This window comes from Streptomyces sp. NBC_00162, from assembly GCF_024611995.1.
Taxonomy (GTDB): Bacteria; Actinomycetota; Actinomycetes; order Streptomycetales; family Streptomycetaceae; genus Streptomyces.
The window spans coordinates 5,860,907-5,875,996 of sequence record NZ_CP102509.1 but is presented as its reverse complement, the minus strand read 5'-3'; the positions used below and the strand labels follow the sequence as shown (position 1 = coordinate 5,875,996).

The 15,090-nt window shown below is 71.3% G+C and carries 17 protein-coding genes and 1 tRNA gene; 6 read left to right on the top strand and 12 right to left on the bottom strand.

Annotation, left to right across the window (positions count from 1 at the left end):
• Positions 1–12 precede the first annotated feature (12 nt).
• Both JIW86_RS27300 and JIW86_RS27295 read left to right on the top strand, forming a co-directional pair.
• Entirely contained in the window at positions 13–645 is a 633-nt protein-coding gene (locus tag JIW86_RS27300) for a DedA family protein (RefSeq protein ID WP_257556519.1), read from the top strand.
• A 168-nt stretch (positions 646–813) separates the two neighbouring features.
• Complete coding sequence (locus JIW86_RS27295) at positions 814–1,377, top strand: hypothetical protein (RefSeq protein ID WP_257556518.1); 564 nt, start codon at positions 814–816, stop codon at positions 1,375–1,377.
• Positions 1,378–1,410: 33 nt separating this feature from the next.
• Here JIW86_RS27295 and JIW86_RS27290 read toward each other — a convergent pair whose 3' ends face one another.
• From JIW86_RS27290 to JIW86_RS27275, 4 genes are all read right to left on the bottom strand, one after another.
• Entirely contained in the window at positions 1,411–1,635 is a 225-nt protein-coding gene (locus JIW86_RS27290) for a DUF2277 domain-containing protein (protein WP_257556517.1), read from the bottom strand.
• Positions 1,636–1,650: 15 nt separating this feature from the next.
• Entirely contained in the window at positions 1,651–2,289 is a 639-nt protein-coding gene (locus tag JIW86_RS27285; protein ID WP_257556516.1) for a TRADD-N-associated membrane domain-containing protein, read from the bottom strand.
• A 28-nt stretch (positions 2,290–2,317) separates the two neighbouring features.
• Entirely contained in the window at positions 2,318–2,545 is a 228-nt protein-coding gene (locus tag JIW86_RS27280) for a hypothetical protein (protein WP_257556515.1), read from the bottom strand.
• 474 nt (positions 2,546–3,019) lie between these two features.
• Positions 3,020–3,094, bottom strand: a tRNA-Val gene (locus JIW86_RS27275).
• A gap of 21 nt (positions 3,095–3,115) precedes the next feature.
• Here JIW86_RS27275 and JIW86_RS27270 point away from each other — a divergent pair.
• The 3 genes from JIW86_RS27270 (at position 3,116) to JIW86_RS27260 (ending at position 5,543) form a co-directional block, all read left to right on the top strand.
• On the top strand, positions 3,116–4,444 hold the full coding sequence (locus JIW86_RS27270; RefSeq protein ID WP_257556514.1) for a hypothetical protein: 1,329 nt from the start codon (positions 3,116–3,118) through the stop codon (positions 4,442–4,444).
• A 70-nt stretch (positions 4,445–4,514) separates the two neighbouring features.
• Positions 4,515–5,237, top strand: coding sequence for a DUF4383 domain-containing protein (locus JIW86_RS27265; RefSeq protein ID WP_257556513.1), 723 nt, complete (start codon positions 4,515–4,517; stop codon positions 5,235–5,237).
• A gap of 90 nt (positions 5,238–5,327) precedes the next feature.
• Positions 5,328–5,543 (top strand): FmdB family zinc ribbon protein, encoded by a 216-nt coding sequence (locus JIW86_RS27260; RefSeq protein WP_215013785.1) that lies wholly within the window; start codon positions 5,328–5,330, stop codon positions 5,541–5,543.
• A 38-nt stretch (positions 5,544–5,581) separates the two neighbouring features.
• On the opposite strand, the gene JIW86_RS27255 is transcribed toward JIW86_RS27260, so the two are convergent.
• The 4 genes from JIW86_RS27255 to JIW86_RS27240 are packed head-to-tail and all read right to left on the bottom strand — an operon-like array spanning position 5,582 to position 10,717.
• Entirely contained in the window at positions 5,582–6,241 is a 660-nt protein-coding gene (locus JIW86_RS27255) for an O-methyltransferase (RefSeq protein ID WP_257556512.1), read from the bottom strand.
• The gene (locus tag JIW86_RS27250) at positions 6,238–7,059 is read right to left on the bottom strand and encodes an HAD family hydrolase (RefSeq protein ID WP_257556511.1); all 822 of its coding nucleotides are present in this window, start codon (positions 7,057–7,059) and stop codon (positions 6,238–6,240) included. The genes JIW86_RS27255 and JIW86_RS27250 overlap by 4 nt, the downstream gene beginning before the upstream one ends.
• Entirely contained in the window at positions 7,056–9,509 is a 2,454-nt protein-coding gene (locus tag JIW86_RS27245; protein ID WP_416237693.1) for a phosphoribosyltransferase, read from the bottom strand. Before JIW86_RS27245 ends, JIW86_RS27250 begins: the two co-directional genes overlap by 4 nt.
• A 41-nt stretch (positions 9,510–9,550) precedes the next feature.
• The gene (locus tag JIW86_RS27240; protein WP_257556509.1) at positions 9,551–10,717 is read right to left on the bottom strand and encodes an HpcH/HpaI aldolase/citrate lyase family protein; all 1,167 of its coding nucleotides are present in this window, start codon (positions 10,715–10,717) and stop codon (positions 9,551–9,553) included.
• A 194-nt stretch (positions 10,718–10,911) separates the two neighbouring features.
• Between JIW86_RS27240 and JIW86_RS27235 the strand changes: the two genes are divergently transcribed.
• The gene (locus tag JIW86_RS27235) at positions 10,912–11,673 is read left to right on the top strand and encodes a TerD family protein (RefSeq protein WP_215140936.1); all 762 of its coding nucleotides are present in this window, start codon (positions 10,912–10,914) and stop codon (positions 11,671–11,673) included.
• A 46-nt stretch (positions 11,674–11,719) separates the two neighbouring features.
• On the opposite strand, the gene JIW86_RS27230 is transcribed toward JIW86_RS27235, so the two are convergent.
• From JIW86_RS27230 to JIW86_RS27215, 4 genes are all read right to left on the bottom strand, one after another.
• Positions 11,720–12,463 (bottom strand): TerD family protein, encoded by a 744-nt coding sequence (locus tag JIW86_RS27230; RefSeq protein ID WP_257556508.1) that lies wholly within the window; start codon positions 12,461–12,463, stop codon positions 11,720–11,722.
• 126 nt (positions 12,464–12,589) lie between these two features.
• On the bottom strand, positions 12,590–13,705 hold the full coding sequence (locus JIW86_RS27225) for a DUF475 domain-containing protein (protein ID WP_215140934.1): 1,116 nt from the start codon (positions 13,703–13,705) through the stop codon (positions 12,590–12,592).
• 25 nt (positions 13,706–13,730) lie between these two features.
• Positions 13,731–14,306 (bottom strand): TerD family protein, encoded by a 576-nt coding sequence (locus tag JIW86_RS27220; protein WP_215140933.1) that lies wholly within the window; start codon positions 14,304–14,306, stop codon positions 13,731–13,733.
• A gap of 169 nt (positions 14,307–14,475) precedes the next feature.
• Complete coding sequence (locus JIW86_RS27215; protein WP_008739115.1) at positions 14,476–15,051, bottom strand: TerD family protein; 576 nt, start codon at positions 15,049–15,051, stop codon at positions 14,476–14,478.
• Positions 15,052–15,090 lie beyond the last annotated feature (39 nt).

Sequence of the window (15,090 nt, the reverse complement as noted above, 5' to 3'; positions counted from 1 at the left end):
GGGAGTCCCGCTTTGTTTGAGACTCTGGGGTCGCTGACCGCGAGCCCATGGATCTACGCCGTGGTGGCGGTGTCCGTCGTGCTCGACGTCTTCCTTCCGGTACTGCCGAGCGGGGTCCTGGTGATCACCGCCGCGGCGGCCGCGGCGGCAGCCGGGGCGGCGGGTCCGGTGGCCGTGCCCGAACAGGTGCCGGACATCCTGGCCCTGCTCGTGATCGCCACGACCGCCTCGGTGCTGGGTGACATGGCCGCGTACCGGCTGGGCCGGCGCGGCGGTGCCCGGCTGGACCGGGCCATCGCCCGCTCCCGCCGGCTGACGCGGGCCCACGAGCGCCTCGGCGCGGCTCTGGCTCGTGGTGGCGGCGCCCTGGTGGTGATCGCCCGCTTCGCCCCGGCCGGGCGCTCGGTGGTGTCACTGGGCGCGGGCAAGACGCAGCGCAAGGTGAAGGAATTCCTGCCCTGGTCGATGCTGGCGGGCATGGCCTGGGCGGGTTACAGCGTGGCCCTGGGCTACTTCGGCACCCAGTGGCTCGGCACGCAGTGGCTGGGGACCGCTGTCTCCATCGTCGCGCTCTTCGCCGCGGGCGCCCTGGCGGCCTTCCTCGTCCGCCGCCCGGCCGCGCCGACGGCGGCGCCGGTGGCGTAGGGAGCCACCCCGCTCCTCCCCCGGGCGGAGCAGTGGCTCACCCGTTCACCCGGCCCCGATCGCCGCCCCCGGGCTGGGCTCCTAGCGTCCACAGCACGGTGCGCAACCGAATCCGCGTCACACCCGTGCCCTGGCCGCGCCGTTTCGAGGAGCCGAGGAGTTCTCTCCATGCCCGCCAAACAGCCCGCCACGCCCCGTGTCCAGCAGTCCGTCCGCCAGTCCGTACGGCAGTCCGGCCAGGAGACCGTCCGGCCGTGTGCCGCGTCGCGCCGCCTGCTGGCCGTCGCGGCCGCGACCCTCGCCATCGCCGCCGCCACGCCCGCCGCCATCGCGTACGCCGCCCCCACCGCCACCGTCTCCCCCAACACCGTCGCCCCGGGCGGCCGGGTGGCCCTCAACCTCGCGGGCTGCGGCACCAAGGTCGGCCGGGCCACCTCCAGCGCCTTCGGAGAGGTACGCCTGACTCCGGGCAACCTGGAGGCCACCAACCTCTTCGGCGGCGCCACCGTCTACCGCAACGCCTCCCTGGGCACCCACCGCGTCACCTTCGAGTGCAGCCCGGGCGGTGAGCGCGTCACCGTCTCCCTGCAGGTCAGCTCGGGCGCCGCGCGCGGCGGGATGGGCGGCAGCATCGACTCGATGAGCCCGGGTCAGATCGCCATGGGCGGCGCCCTCGTCGCGGGTGCGCTGGGCGCCGGGGTGTGGGTACTGCGGCGCCGCGCGGCCGCCTGACCGCGCACCCGATCGGGGCGGCCCCCGCCCGGGTCATGCGGGGGCGGCCTGGCCGCGTACGTGCACCCCGTCGAGGAGCTCGGCGGTGGCCTCGGCGATGGCGTCCACCGCCGCCTCGAACACCGCGCGGTTGTGCGCGGCGGGCACCCGGAAGCCGGACACCTTGCGTACGTACTGCAGCGCGGCGGCGCGGATCTCCTCCTCGGTGGCCTTCTCGGGGATGGCGGGCGGGCGCAGGGTCTTAATGGAGCGGCACATACTCCTACTATCCCGCTAGCGGGGCAGCTCGGCCCCGGACAATTTCATGATCAGTCCTGCCTGGAGCCGGCCCCGGAGCTCCGGGTCCGCGACCTCGTCCAGCAGCCCTATGGCCTGCTGCGTGGTCTCGGCGGCGCGCCGGTCGTCGCGCAGCGAGGTGGTCTGGTCGGCCATGTGCTTGAGGGCGATGTCGGCCCGCCGGTGGAACAGCTGGCCGACCAGGGTCGTGACCAGTCCGACCGAGCTGGTCACCATCCCGAGGTACAGCTCTCCGCCGCTTTCGGCCTTCCAGACGGCCAGGGCCACTCCGACGAGGAGGATCGCCGCGCCGACCCCGGCGAACCGCTGGCTGGTCGCGAAGCTGCTGCGGGCCTGCGTCAGTCCGTAGGCGTAGTACTCCACGAGGATCGGTGTGAAGTCGTCGCGCCGGTCCCCGAGTTGCGCCGCCGAGGGGTGCGGGATGCCGCCGACGTCGTCGAACTTCGGATTCCCCGGCGCGGCAGTGGGCTCGGCGACGTGTGCGAGCAGTCGGACCCTCTCCTCGGCCCGCTTGCGCTCGAAGGCCGCACCGGCCGCCCGATCCAGGATCACGAGCACCAACAGGGCCGCGGCGACCGCCACGACCACCCCACCCCACGCGAGCCACTCGCCCATCCCCCGAGGTTCCCACGGCCCGGCCGTCCTAGTAACCCCAGCGCGGCTGACCGCCGTCCGGACGGCAGTAGATCATGCGTCCGTTGGCGGCGTGCGTGGACCGGCCGACGTCGGCTTTGCGGCAGAACTGGCCCGCGTTGTAGCAGTTCCCGGCGTTGGAGACGATCTCGCACGCGGCGGCCGCGGGCTCGGTCGGCTCCCTCGTCGGGGCCTTGGTCGTGGGCTTCGGCGCGGGCTTGGTGGCGGCCGGAGTCACCGGGGCGACGCTGGGTGCCTTCTGGTCGGCAGCGGGAGTCGGTTCGGCCGATGGCGTCGGGGACGGTGGCGGCGTCGGGGACGGCGTCGGTGTCGGTGTCGGTGAGGCGGTGGTCGGCGCCGCCGAGGTAAGGGGCGGCGGCGCGGACACGGCGGGCCCCCCACCCTCGGCCGGCCCACACGCGACGGCCATCCCGGCCACCACCAGCGCGACCAACGCCCGCCGAACGGCGCCCCCAGCCCGTCTGTGGCCTCTCCGGCCCTCACCCATGCCACTGCTCATCGGTACCCCCACCCAGAAGCGGTTCAAAGAGGAGGCACATCATATGAACGCCCCTCCAACTCCGCCGGGTTTCACCGGAATCCGCCCATCCCCACCCCCCACAACCGCTTCGCCCGGCCTGCCCGACTGCTCGTTGGCCTCGGACGAACACGCAGAAGGCCCCCCGCCGTGATCGGCGGGGGGCCTTCGTACTGGTGGGCGTGGACGGTTTCGAACCGCCGACATCTGCTTTGTAAGAGCAGCGCTCTACCCCTGAGCTACACACCCGTGGATGAGTGGACAGCCTACATGGCGGGCACACCCCCGACGCAAACGCGTTCCCGTGGGGGAGAATGGTCCGGGGCAAGGCGGACGCGGTACGGGAGAGGGATTGTGACAACGGCATCCCGGCGTTGGTTTGGTGGGCGGGACGAGAGTCGGCGGGCGGATGCTCAGGCGGCGAAGGATGCCGCCGCCGCGGCGTTCTACGAGCTGGACTCGGCGCAGCGGGATCTGCGGATCTCGATCGAGACCATTGCCGCCGCGGACGGGTCTCCCGCCGGGCGGCAGGCGAGCGAGGGGTTCGCCGCGCTGGGGCAGCGGATCGATCAGGTCAGCCACGTGTACATCGAGGCCGTGGACGCGCACGACCTGGACCGGGTCGATCTGGAGGCGTCCGCCGCCGCACGGGCCCGGGAGGAGCTGACCCGGGCGCGCGACGAGCTGATGCGGGTCAAGGGGGAGCTGGACCGGTTCGCGCAGGGGTTGCAGCCGCTGCTGGACAAGGCCGAGACGCAGCTCGCCCGGGTCGCGCCGGCCCGGGAGCGGGCGAAGGCCGCGCTGCTCGCGGCGAGCGATGCACTGGATGCCGTACGGGCCAAGGGGATGCGGGCCGATGACCTGGCCGCGCGGCTGGCGGCGCTGGGTCCGGAGCTGACCAAGCTGAACGAGGGCGCGGGCCGGCACGGGGTGCAGGAGACCGTGCAGCGCGCCGACCGGATCCTGCGGGACGCGGAGGGCGTACGGGCGGAGGCGGCGCGGCTGCCGGAGCGGGCTGCGGAGATCGACCGGCGGCTGGTGAGCCTGCGGACGCGTGCACAGGCCTTGCGCAATCGGGCGGACCGGGTGGATCCGGTCCTCAGCGAGCTGCGTCGGCGGTTCAGTGCGGCGTGCTGGCAGGACCTCCAGCACGTTCCGGACCAGGCGATACGGGACGTCGCGCAGGCGGAGGACCGGCTGGGGGAGGCGTCCCGTGCCCGGGACGAGCAGCGCTGGACCGACGTAGGGGAGCTGATCGACGCGGTGCGGGCTTCGCTGGAGGCCACCGACGAGGCGGTGTCGGCGGCGCAGGACCGGCTGACGCGGCTGGAGGCGGTGGCGCGCGATCCGCAGGCCGAGGTGGACCGGACCCGGTTCGCGATCCGGGACGCGCAGCGGCTGGCGATGGCGGGCCGCAGTGTGCCCGATCCGCGGCACGCGGGGCCGCTGGACGAGTCGGTGGCCCGGGTGGGCCGGGCGCTGGCCGAGCTGGAGGGGCGGCATCCGGACTACTGGCATTTCCTGCAGGAGATGGAGGAGGTCCGGGTGGCGGTAGGCCGGGTGGTGGCGGATATCCGGGGCCGGCGCGCCGTCGGGTGAGCCGGGAGTTGTCCGCGGGTGGGCATGGGCGGATGCTGGAGGTGCCCGGAACGGAGCAGAGGAGGGCGGTATGGCTGCCCACGTATTCCACAAGCCTCGTGCACCGCGCGTACGCCAGGCACCTCCGGTGCCGCATGAGCCCTACGAGCCTCATGCGCTCTACGGGTGCACCGAGCCCCATGAGAACTACGCGCCGTACGTGCCCCATGAGCCTTATGCGTCCCACGAACCACCACCGGTCTCGCACCGGGTGCTGCAACGCGTCCTGCATCCCGTCAATACCCGGCTCGACGAGCATCTGCCCTCCGATCACAAGCTCAACAAGGTCTACCGGGTCGGCGCCGGCCTGACCGGGCTGCTGCTGATCGCCTTCGGCATCCTGGGGCTCATCGACCGGATCGGGTTCTTCGACACCGGCGGCGACACGGTGCTCGCCCTGAACACCAACGGCGCGCTGAGCGTCCTGTCGATCTGTATCGGGGCGCTGCTGTTCATCGGCATGGTGATCGGCGGGACCTTCGCCTCCACCCTGAACATCGTGCTGGGCCTGCTGTTCATCGCGAGCGGGTTCGTGAACCTCGCGCTGCTGGACACGGAGCTGAACTTCCTGGCCTTCAAGATCCAGAACGTGCTGTTCAGCTTCGTCGTCGGCGTGATGCTGATGTGGTTCGGCATGTACGGGCGGGTGGGCAGCGCGCTGCCGCACGACAATCCGTACTGGCGGGCCCGCCACCCCGAGCAGGCGGCCCGGGAGGACCGGGCGTACGCGGAGCCCGGGCGGGGCCGCCCGTAGCTGTGCGGGTCGCCCGTAGCAACACGGGTCACCCGCAGCAGACCGGGTCGCCCGTAGAAGTCCCGGCCCCGGCCGCATAGCCTTGGCCGCATGCCTCGATACGAGTACCGCTGCCGGACCTGCGACGACACCTTCGAGCTGAGCCGGCCGATGGCCGAGTCGTCCGCGCCCGCCGACTGCCCCGCAGGGCACGCCGACACCGTCAAGCTGCTGTCCGCCGTCGCCGTCGGCGGCACCAGCAGTGCCCCCGCGCCCGCTCGTGCCATGGGCGGCGGGGGCTGCTGCGGTGGAGGCGGTTGCGGCTAGGCGACGGCAGCAGTGGCGGCCGCCGCAGCAGCCAGGCGCTACCGCTTCCGGGAGAGCGTGAGGCCGTCCGAGATCGCCAGCAGGACGGATTCCATGCGGGGATCCGCCGAAACGTGGTCGTTGAACGCGCGGACACCGGCCGCCGAGCCGGTGGCCGACTCGTCGAGGACCGTGCCGTGGAAGAGCGTGTTGTCCGTGACGATCAGGCCGCCCGGACGCAGCCTCGGCACGAGCTCCTCCCAGTACGCGATCTGGCTCTCCTTGTCGGCGTCCACGTAGGCCAGGTCGATGTGCGGCTCCGCGGGCATGGCGCGGAGCGTGTCCAGCGCCGGGGCGATCCGCAGCTCGATGCGGTCCGCGACGCCCGCCGCCTCCCAGGCCTCCTTGCCGTACGCCGTCCACTCCTCGGAGACGTCGCAGGCGATGAGGCGGCCGTCGGCGGGCAGCGCCTGGGCCATCGACAGGGCCGAGAAGCCGGTGAAGGTGCCCACCTCCACGATGTGGCGGGCGCCCGTCAGCCGGACCAGGAAGGCCAGCAGCGGCCCCTGCTCCTCCGCCGACTGCATTCCGGCGACGTCCGGGAACGTGGCGTAGGTCGTCGCCACCAGCCTCCGCTGGACCTCGTCCAGCGGAGGGTTGTGGTCGAGCATGTACCGGTAGAGCTCGTCAGTGATCTTGGTGCTGTTGCCCTTGGTCATACGGCCAGTCTTGCAACCGCGCGGCCGAATTCGCGGACGATTTCCTCACCCGCCAGCACGCCCGCCGTGGACAGGGCCGTCACGGTCGGCGCGTGCCACTGCGCGTCGGCCAGTTCGCCGTGGCCCGGGCGCCATGCCGCGTCCGCCGCGAGCAGCAGGTCGGCGTCCAGGAGCGAGTCGCCGGCGGCCAGGGTGGCGGTGGCGCCCGTACGGCGGGCCACCTCGCGCATCGCAGCGCTCTTGGTCAGCGGGCGCGGTACGGCGTAGATCTTGCGGCCCTGGAGGGAGACCGTCCAGCCGCGCGCCTCCGCCCACTCCACCAGGGTCTTCAGCCATGCGTCGGGGACGAGCGCGCGTTCCACGACGAGGTACGTGAAGAGCTCCTCCGCCACCCGCGCCTTGCGCAGCCACGCCGGGTCCGCCGTCGCCAGCAGGTGGGCGTGCACCTCCTCCAGCGGGGCGCACTCCTCGGCGAGGCGCGCCGCGACCTGCCGCCGCCAGTCCCGGTCCGGCACCCCGTCGACCAGCAGCTGGCCGCCGTTCGCGCAGATCGCGTACTTGGCCGGGCGGCCGGGGAAACGGATGCGCTGGTACTGCTTGCGGGTCCGCGTGGTCGTCGGGACGAAGACGGCCGACGGGTCGGCCGTCAGCTTCGCCAGCAGTCCCGCCGCCGTCTCCGTCATGTAGGACAGCGGCTTGCTCTCGTGGACCTCGACGCACAGCAGCCGGGGGGCCACCGGGTCGGGCATGGTCAGGCCGAGGGCCGCCGCCGAGTAGATGAGCGTACGGTCGAGATCACTGGCTACCAGGACAGTCACTTCGAGGCCACAGCCTTTCCGTCGGCGCCGGTGGCGCCGCGCGTGAATCGTGGGTGGATGAGTCCGACGCAGGTGTAGGGCAGTCCGTCGACCTCCTCCACCGGGACCCCCCGCTGCTCGGCGAGCAGCCGTACGTGGTCCAGATCGGCGCCCGCGCCGCGCTGGGCGAGGATCTTCCACGGCACCCGGCGCAGCAGCACCCGGGTGGTCTCGCCGACGCCGGGCTTGACCAGGTTCACGTCGTGGATGCCGTACTCCTCGCTGATCCGCTCGACGGCCGCCCAGCCCTCCCAGGTCGGGGTGCGGTCCGCGGCGAGGAGTTCCTTGACCTCCTCGTCGACGGCGTCGGCCACCTCGTCGAAGTGGGCGGCGACCGTGTCGACGAAGGCCGTGGAGACGTCCGCGCCGGCGAGCTCGCGGTAGAACTTCGCGCCGTGGAAGTCGGCGGGCCCGACCAGGTCGGACCTCAGGACCGTACGCGATATGAGCCCGGACACGGTGGAGTTGAGGCAGGCGGAGGGGATCAGGAAGTCCTCGCGGGTGCCGTAGGTCTCCACGCACGAGCCGGGGTCGGCGAGGACCACGATCTCCGGGTTGAAGCCGGGGTACTCGGCGAGCGCGGCCGTCAGCTCCCGCGTGATGGCGCCCTTGCCCGTCCAGCCGTCGACGAAGACGACGTCGGCCGGGTCGTGCCGGGCGGCCAGCCAGCGCACGGCGTTGGCGTCGATGCCGCGGCCGCGCACGATGGAGACGGCGTAGTGCGGGAGGTCCAGGCCGTGCCGGGCCTGTGCCCAGCGGCGCATCAGTACGCCGACGGGGGTGCCGGCGCGGGCCAGGGAGACGAGCACCGGGGACGGGGAGCGTTCGGCGAGGACCGTCTCGGTGACGGTGCCGACGGCGCGGGCGATGCGGGCCGCCGACGCGGTCAGGGCGTTCTGGTACAGCTCCTGGTACTGCGGGGACGGCTGGTACTCGACGGGCAGGGATTCGGCGTAGTGCGCACCGCCCGCCTGGATCGCCTCCTCGCGCTCCTCGGTCGGGGCCTCCAGCTCGACGTCGGAGAAGTCCTGGAGCAGCCAGCCGACGTCCTCTGCGGCGTACGAGGAGAAGGCGGGCCCGCGCAAGGGCTCGTGCGTGATCGACTCGTGCGTGATCGGCTCGGGCATGATCGGCTTGTGCTCCTGCCGGTCGGGTACGTAGGAAGGTACGGCGGCCAGCAGGACGCGGCCGGTGTGCGGGGCGAGGCTCGCGAGCAGTCCGGCGCGCAGCTCGGGGGTGTCGCCGGCCGAGTCGACGACGGCGACGACGGCGTCGAAACCGGCGCCCGCGACGTTGTAGGCGTACCGGTCGCCGGGGCCGTCGGCCGGGTCGTCATGGGCGGGGAAGACGAGCCGGGTGCGGATGGCGTAGCCGGGGTCGTCGACGGCGAGCACGGGCGAGCGGGTGGTGGTGGAGAAGCGGACCTCGCGGGCCGTGCCCGCCTCCTCCAGGGCCTTCGCGAGGCGCAGCGGCGCGTACATCAGCTCTTCGTTGCCGAGTACGAGGACCCGGCCGGGCCCGTCGCCGAGCGCGGCCGTGAGCCGGCCGGCCAGGTCCGGCAGGGCCGCTTCGAGGGCTGCGCGGTGGGCCGCCGTGAAACCGTGGCGGCCGCCGTCGGGGAGCCCGGCGGGCCAGTTCAGGTCGACGCGCGTGACCGGCTGCCCGGTGTGCCCCGCCTGGGCCCCGGCGTGCGACTCGTACTCCTCCACCAGGGCCTGGCCCTTGGCCAGGACTCCGTCCGGGAGGGAGACCGTGCCGGAGGCCAGGGCGATGAGGTCGACGCGGGCGCCGATCTCGGCAGCGAAGGCGGTGAGCCGGTCGCGGTCGGCCGGGGAGCGCATGTCGACGAGGGCGACGACCACGTAGTGCGCGCGGGGGTGGCGGGCGTGCAGGTCGCGGATGGTGTTCAGGACCGTGTTGCCGGTGGAGAACTCGTCGTCGACGAGGACCAGCGGCCCGCTGCCCGCGAGCAGCCGGGGGTCCTCGGGCAGCAGCAGGTGCGAGGTGGCGTGCGAGTGGGCCTCTTCGAAGCCGCCGGCGGGCCGTACTCCCGGCACGGGCCGGCGGGTGGAATGCAGGTAGGGAGCGGGGCCCAGGCCGTCGGCCACGCAGTGGCCGAGCCCGGTGGCCGTCTCGGCGTAGCCGAGGACCACCGCCGCGGCGGCGCCGTCCTCGCCGAGCAGCGCCCGGACCCGCTCGCCGAGCCCGTACCCGGCGGCGTAGACGGTCGCCGGGGACTGCGGGACGTGCTTGCCCAGCACCTGCGAGACGAGCAGGTGCGCCCGCTTGGGGTTGCGCCGCAGCGCGAGTCCGAGCAGCTCCGCGAGCCGCGGCGAGCCCGGCGTACCGGCCTCCTCCAGGCTGACGCCCAGCCGGTCCGCGACCCAGGTTCCCGACCACACCGCTTCGATCTTCTTGCCTTTCCTCGTCGTCGACGCCGTCACCAGGGGGTTCACACCTGGAGCCCGGCCGTGAGCAGGTCGACGAAGCCGACCTCCTCCTTCGCCACACCGAAGACCTCGGCGCGCTGCATGGTGCGCTCGGCCCAGGCCCGGTGGGGCTTCACCTCGTTCATCTTGTTCGTGTAGGCGGAACGCATCACGCCGCCGCCGCCGCGCTCGGGGCGCAGGATGTCCTCGGCGTCGCAGTACTCCTCGTGGGAGACCACGGACAGTGCGTGGACGGGTGTGACGTGGGCGGGGTGGATGCAGGTCTTGCCGAGCAGCCCGTTGGCCCGGTCGAGTTCGATCTCGCGCAGCAGGCCGTCCAGGTCGTGTTCGATCAGGGCGGTGCGCAGTTCCTCCACGCCCTCCGCGAGGAAGGGGCTGCGGCGCAGCTGGGGCTTGAAGAGGCGCTGCTGGCTGCGGAAGTACTCCCATACGGGTCCGGTGACGGTGAAGCCGGTGCCGTCGGCGCGGCTGAGGACGTTGACCACGTCGGCGATCACCCCGGCCACGATCTGGACGTCGTAGGCGGTCATGTCGGGGGTGCGGCGCAGGCCGTAGGCGGAGCAGAAGTCGGTGACGCCGAGCCGCAGGGCCAGGACCCGCTCGCGGTGGCTGTTGACGGTGCGGGAGATGCCGGCCAGCGTTTCGGCGCGGGTTTCGAGGTGGAGCAGGTCCGGGGTCTCCAGGACGGGCATGGCGTACAGGCGGGAGTGGCCGCCGACGGCCTCCGCCTGGGCCACGGCCTCGAGGAAGGCGGTACCACTGCTCTCATTGAATTTGGGAAGTACGAATCCGGCCAGTCGGCGCGCGGAGCCGCCCAGGCGGCGCACCAGGTCGGGTATCTGCTCGGGGGTGCGGACGCGGATGAACAGCAGCGGGAGCTCGTCGCTGTCCGCGTCGAGCTCGCCGAACTGCCGGACGAGGTTCTCCTCGGCGTCGATGACGTCGCCGTCGCTGATGGAATCCTCCAGGCAGAGGACCATGGAGACGACTCCGCGGCCGGCCTGCTTGCGGATGTCCCGGGCGAGCTGGGGGCGGGTGGCGGGGCTGTAGAGCGTGGCCCCGAGGGCCGCGGCGAGGGTGCGGGCGGGCGAGGCTCCGGTGAATTCCGCCGGTTCCTGGTGGAAGAGGTCCTTACGGACGGTGGGCGATACGTGCCCAAAGTGACGCATGTGCTTCCCCCGTACTGCCTCGGCGGCCCAACTGGCATGGCCGGTAATAGTACGTACGAACATGAGTCAAGAGTTCCTCAAGCACATGAAGTTCAGGTAACCCTCTTGCACCATGCCCAGCTCTCGCGTTCGAGACAAGGCCCTACGGGGGGCCGCATTGTCCCGGTCCACCCGGGGAGGGCAGGATGACGGGCATGACGCACGCGATGCAGAAGGGCTCGAACATCCCGGTGGCCGCCACGGCGGTCCGGGCGGTGCTGCGCTGGACAACCGGCCCCGAGGTACCCGACGTGGACGCCTCCGCACTGCTCGTGGGCCCCGACGGCCGGGTGCGTTCGGACGAGGACTTCGTCTTCTACAACCAGCCCCGGCACCCCTCGGGGGCCGTCTGGCGGCTGGGCAAGAAGCAGCTCGGCGAGGCGGTGACCGACGCCGTCCAGGCGGACCTGCGGACGGTGACCCCGGCCGTGGACCGGATCCTGGTGGTCGCCTCCGCCGAGGACGTCCCCTTCCAGCGGGTCCGCGACCTGCGGATCCTCCTCTACGACGCCACCGCGACCGGTGGCTCCGAACCGCTGGCCTACTTCGACGTGCGGCCCGAGACCGGCGCCGAGACGGCTCTGATCTGCGGGGAGCTGTACCGCCGGGGCGAGGGGTGGAAATTCCGCGCGCTCGGCGAGGGCTACTCCGACGGGCTGGTGGGGCTGGCCACCGATCACGGGATCTCGGTCGACGAGAACGCCCCCGAGCCCGCCGCGAGCCCGGCGGCCGGGAGCCCGGCGGCCGGGCCCACCGCCGAGCAGACGGCCGCGATGGCCCCGCCCACCCAGGCCCTGCCGCCCGTCCAGCCCGCCTACGGGTACCCGCAGCCGGTGTCCCCGGCCCCGGTGCCGGGTCCGGGCGCCGACCCGTCCTTCCGGCTGCCGGTGCAGGGCCCGCAGTTCATCCGCCGCTGACGCCGCAGACGCCGCAGACGCATCCGGCACCCGCTCGGGGCTCCGGTCAGGCCTTGGTGCTCTTGTAGCCCCGCCCCCACTGGAGCCCCCAGCCGTACAGCCGGTCCAGCTCGGCCTGGAACCCGTACACGAACTTCACCTCGCGCCGTACGACGAACTCGCCCTTGACGTGCTCGAGGGAGACCACCGCGCAGGAGCGGGCCTGCGGGTGCCGCTCCTCCAGGGGGATCTCGACCCGCGGCCCGGTGACCGGGAAGAGCGTGACCATGGCGTGGGTGCGGTCGAAGGCCGGGGTCTGGTCGTAGATGTAGACGAAGACCAGCATCCGCTTGATCTCGTCGGCGTGGTCGAGGTTGACGTAGAGGGTCTCCCCCGACGCCGACCCGAACCGGTCGTCCCCGCTGAGCTTCACGTACGGCGGGTCGTTGATGTCGCCCAGCAGGTTGCCCAGCGGCTGGACGACGCCCCGGGTGCCGTCGGTCAGCTCGTACAGACAGCCCATGTCGAGGTCGACGTTGACCATGCCCTGGGTGTGCGCCTGCACCATGTCGGGCTTGAACAGCTTGAACGGATGCCGCAGGAGCCGGCCGCTCTGCCCGTAGCTGCTGCCGCCGATGTCCGAGGTGCGCATGCGCCAGGACAGGTTGACGCGCAGATTGCCGTGGACCGCCCCCTGTTTGGTGAGCGACACCGTCGGGTGCCGCTTGGTCAGCTCGATCGCGTTGGACGAGGCGCTGCCCGACTGGAACTGCACGGCGCGGCTGCCCATGATGCCGTCGAAGAAGCCCATTCCCCTACCCCCCTGTTCCCCTGGTCCCCTGTGTGTCCGTGGACGCCTACGGAAGCGGGGCGGCCCGCCGGGTCCGTGGACCCCGCAGGCCGCCCCGCCATGGAGCGTTCCGCATTACCGCCGCCGTCATGCCTCGGCGGCGGAACCCTCCAGTTCCAGGCGCTTGTTGCGGCGCACCGAGGACCAGAAGGACCATCCGATCAGGAGCACGCCGACGAGGCCGGTGATGATCTCGTTGATCTCGTACTGGATGGTGACGAGCAGGATCACGGCGAGCGCGCCGATGGCGTAGTGCGCGCCGTGCTCCAGGTAGACGTAGTCGTCGAGGGTGCCCTGGCGGACGAGGTAGACCGTCAGCGACCGGACGTACATGGCACCGATGCCGAGGCCGAGGGCCATGAGCACGATGTCGTTGGTGATGGCGAAGGCGCCGATGACCCCGTCGAAGGAGAACGAGGCGTCGAGGACTTCGAGGTAGAGGAACATGAAGAAGGCGGCCTTGCCGGCCATCGCGACGGCCGAAACGGGCTTGCCGCTCTTCTTGGCCTCTTCCTCGGCCTCGTGCTCGGCCTCCTCCTCTTCCTCCAGCTTGTTCTCGAAGTAGCCGGAGAGGCCGCCGACGACCATGTAGGTGATCAGGCCGAGGATGCCGGAGATCAGGACGGTCTGGCCCTTGTCCACGTGGACGCCGCCGTGCTGGTGGGCGTTGGCGGCGAAGGTCATCGAGGTGACGACCAGGACGATCAGGGCGATGCAGGCGGACAGCATGTCGACCTTGCCGAGCTTGGCGAGCGGGCGCTCCAGCCAGGCGAGCCACTTGATGTCACGGTCCTCGAAGATGAAGTCGAGGAAGATCATCAGCAGGAACATGCCGCCGAAGGCAGCGATGGACGGGTGGGCGTCCGTGACCAGCTGCTCGTACATCTCCTTGTCGTTGATGGCCAGTTCCACGGCCTCGAGGGGCCCGATCTTGGCGCTGATCGCGACGATCACAACGGGGAAGACCAGTCGCATACCGAAGACCGCGATGAGTACGCCGATGGTGAGGAAGATCTTCTGCCAGAAGGCATTCATCTTCTTCAGGATTCCGGCGTTGACCACCGCGTTGTCGAAAGACAGCGAGATCTCGAGGACCGACAGGATCGCCACGATACCGAAGGCCTGCCACCCCCCGTAGAACACCGCTGCGACCAGACCGAGCGCAGTGATTGCGAACGACCAGCCGAAGGTTTTGAGAACCACTGGCACCCCATCGTCTTGTACGGCTTTACGAAACGTTGACCCCGAAGTCTAGAGCGATGCCCCTCAGGCCCGACGCGTACCCCTGCCCCACCGCACGGAACTTCCATTCACCCCCGTACCGGTAGACCTCGCCGAAGATCATCGCGGTCTCGCTGGAGGCGTCCTCGGAAAGGTCGTAGCGGGCCAGTTCCTGGCCGTCCGCCTGGTTCACCACGCGAATGAAGGCGTTACTGACCTGGCCGAAGCTCTGCCGGCGGCTGTCCGCCTCGTGGATCGAGACCGGGAAGACGATCTTGTCGACGCGGTCCGGCACCTTGGTGAGGTCGATGATGATCGACTCGTCGTCGCCGTCGCCCTCGCCGGTGAGGTTGTCCCCCGTGTGTTCGACGGAGCCGTCGGGGCTCTTCAGGTTGTTGTAGAAGACGAAGTACTCGTCCCCGAGCACCCGGCCGCTGTTGCACAGCAGCGCGCTGGCGTCGAGGTCGAAGTCCGCGCCCGTGGTCGAGCGCGCGTCCCAGCCGAGCCCGATGAGAACCCGGGTCAGGTTCGGTGCGGCCTTGGACAGGGAGACATTGCCCCCCTTGGCGAGTGTGACGCCCATGTTGTGGTCCTCCCCGGACGACGGTGTGCCTGTGTGACGGTGTGCTGAGTGACGGTGTGCCGTGCGACGCGGCCCCGTACCGGCCGTGGAACCGGTCCGTACAGGCCGCAAAGCCGGTCCGGCGCCGTACACACAGTGCACGGCGCCGGACGGGTGAACTGCTCTGGGCTCAGACGTTGACGCCGAAGTCCTGCGCGATGCCGCGCAGGCCCGAGGCGTAGCCCTGGCCGATGGCGCGGAACTTCCACTCCGCGCCGTTGCGGTACAGCTCGCCGAAGACCATGGCGGTCTCGGTCGAGGCGTCCTCGGAGAGGTCGTAGCGGGCGAGCTCGGTGTTGTCCGCCTGGTTCACGACGCGGATGTACGCGTTGCGGACCTGGCCGAAGCTCTGCTGGCGGCTCTCGGCCTCGTAGATCGAGACCGGGAAGACGATCTTGGCGACATCGGCCGGTACACCGGCGAGGTTCACCTTGATCGCCTCGTCGTCGCCCTCGCCCTCACCGGTGGTGTTGTCACCGGTGTGCTCGACCGAGCCGTCGGGGCTCTTCAGGTTGTTGAAGAAGACGAAGTTCGCGTCGCTGGCGACCTTGCCCTGGTCGTTGGTCAGGATCGCGCTGGCGTCGAGGTCGAAGTCGACACCGGTGGTGGTGCGAGCATCCCAGCCCAGACCGACGATGACCGCCGTCAGGTTAGGCGCGGCCTTGGTCAGCGAGACGTTGCCGCCCTTGCTGAGGCTGACTCCCACGGGTCCTCCATTGGGTTCTGTGTGTGGGGCGGTGCCCCG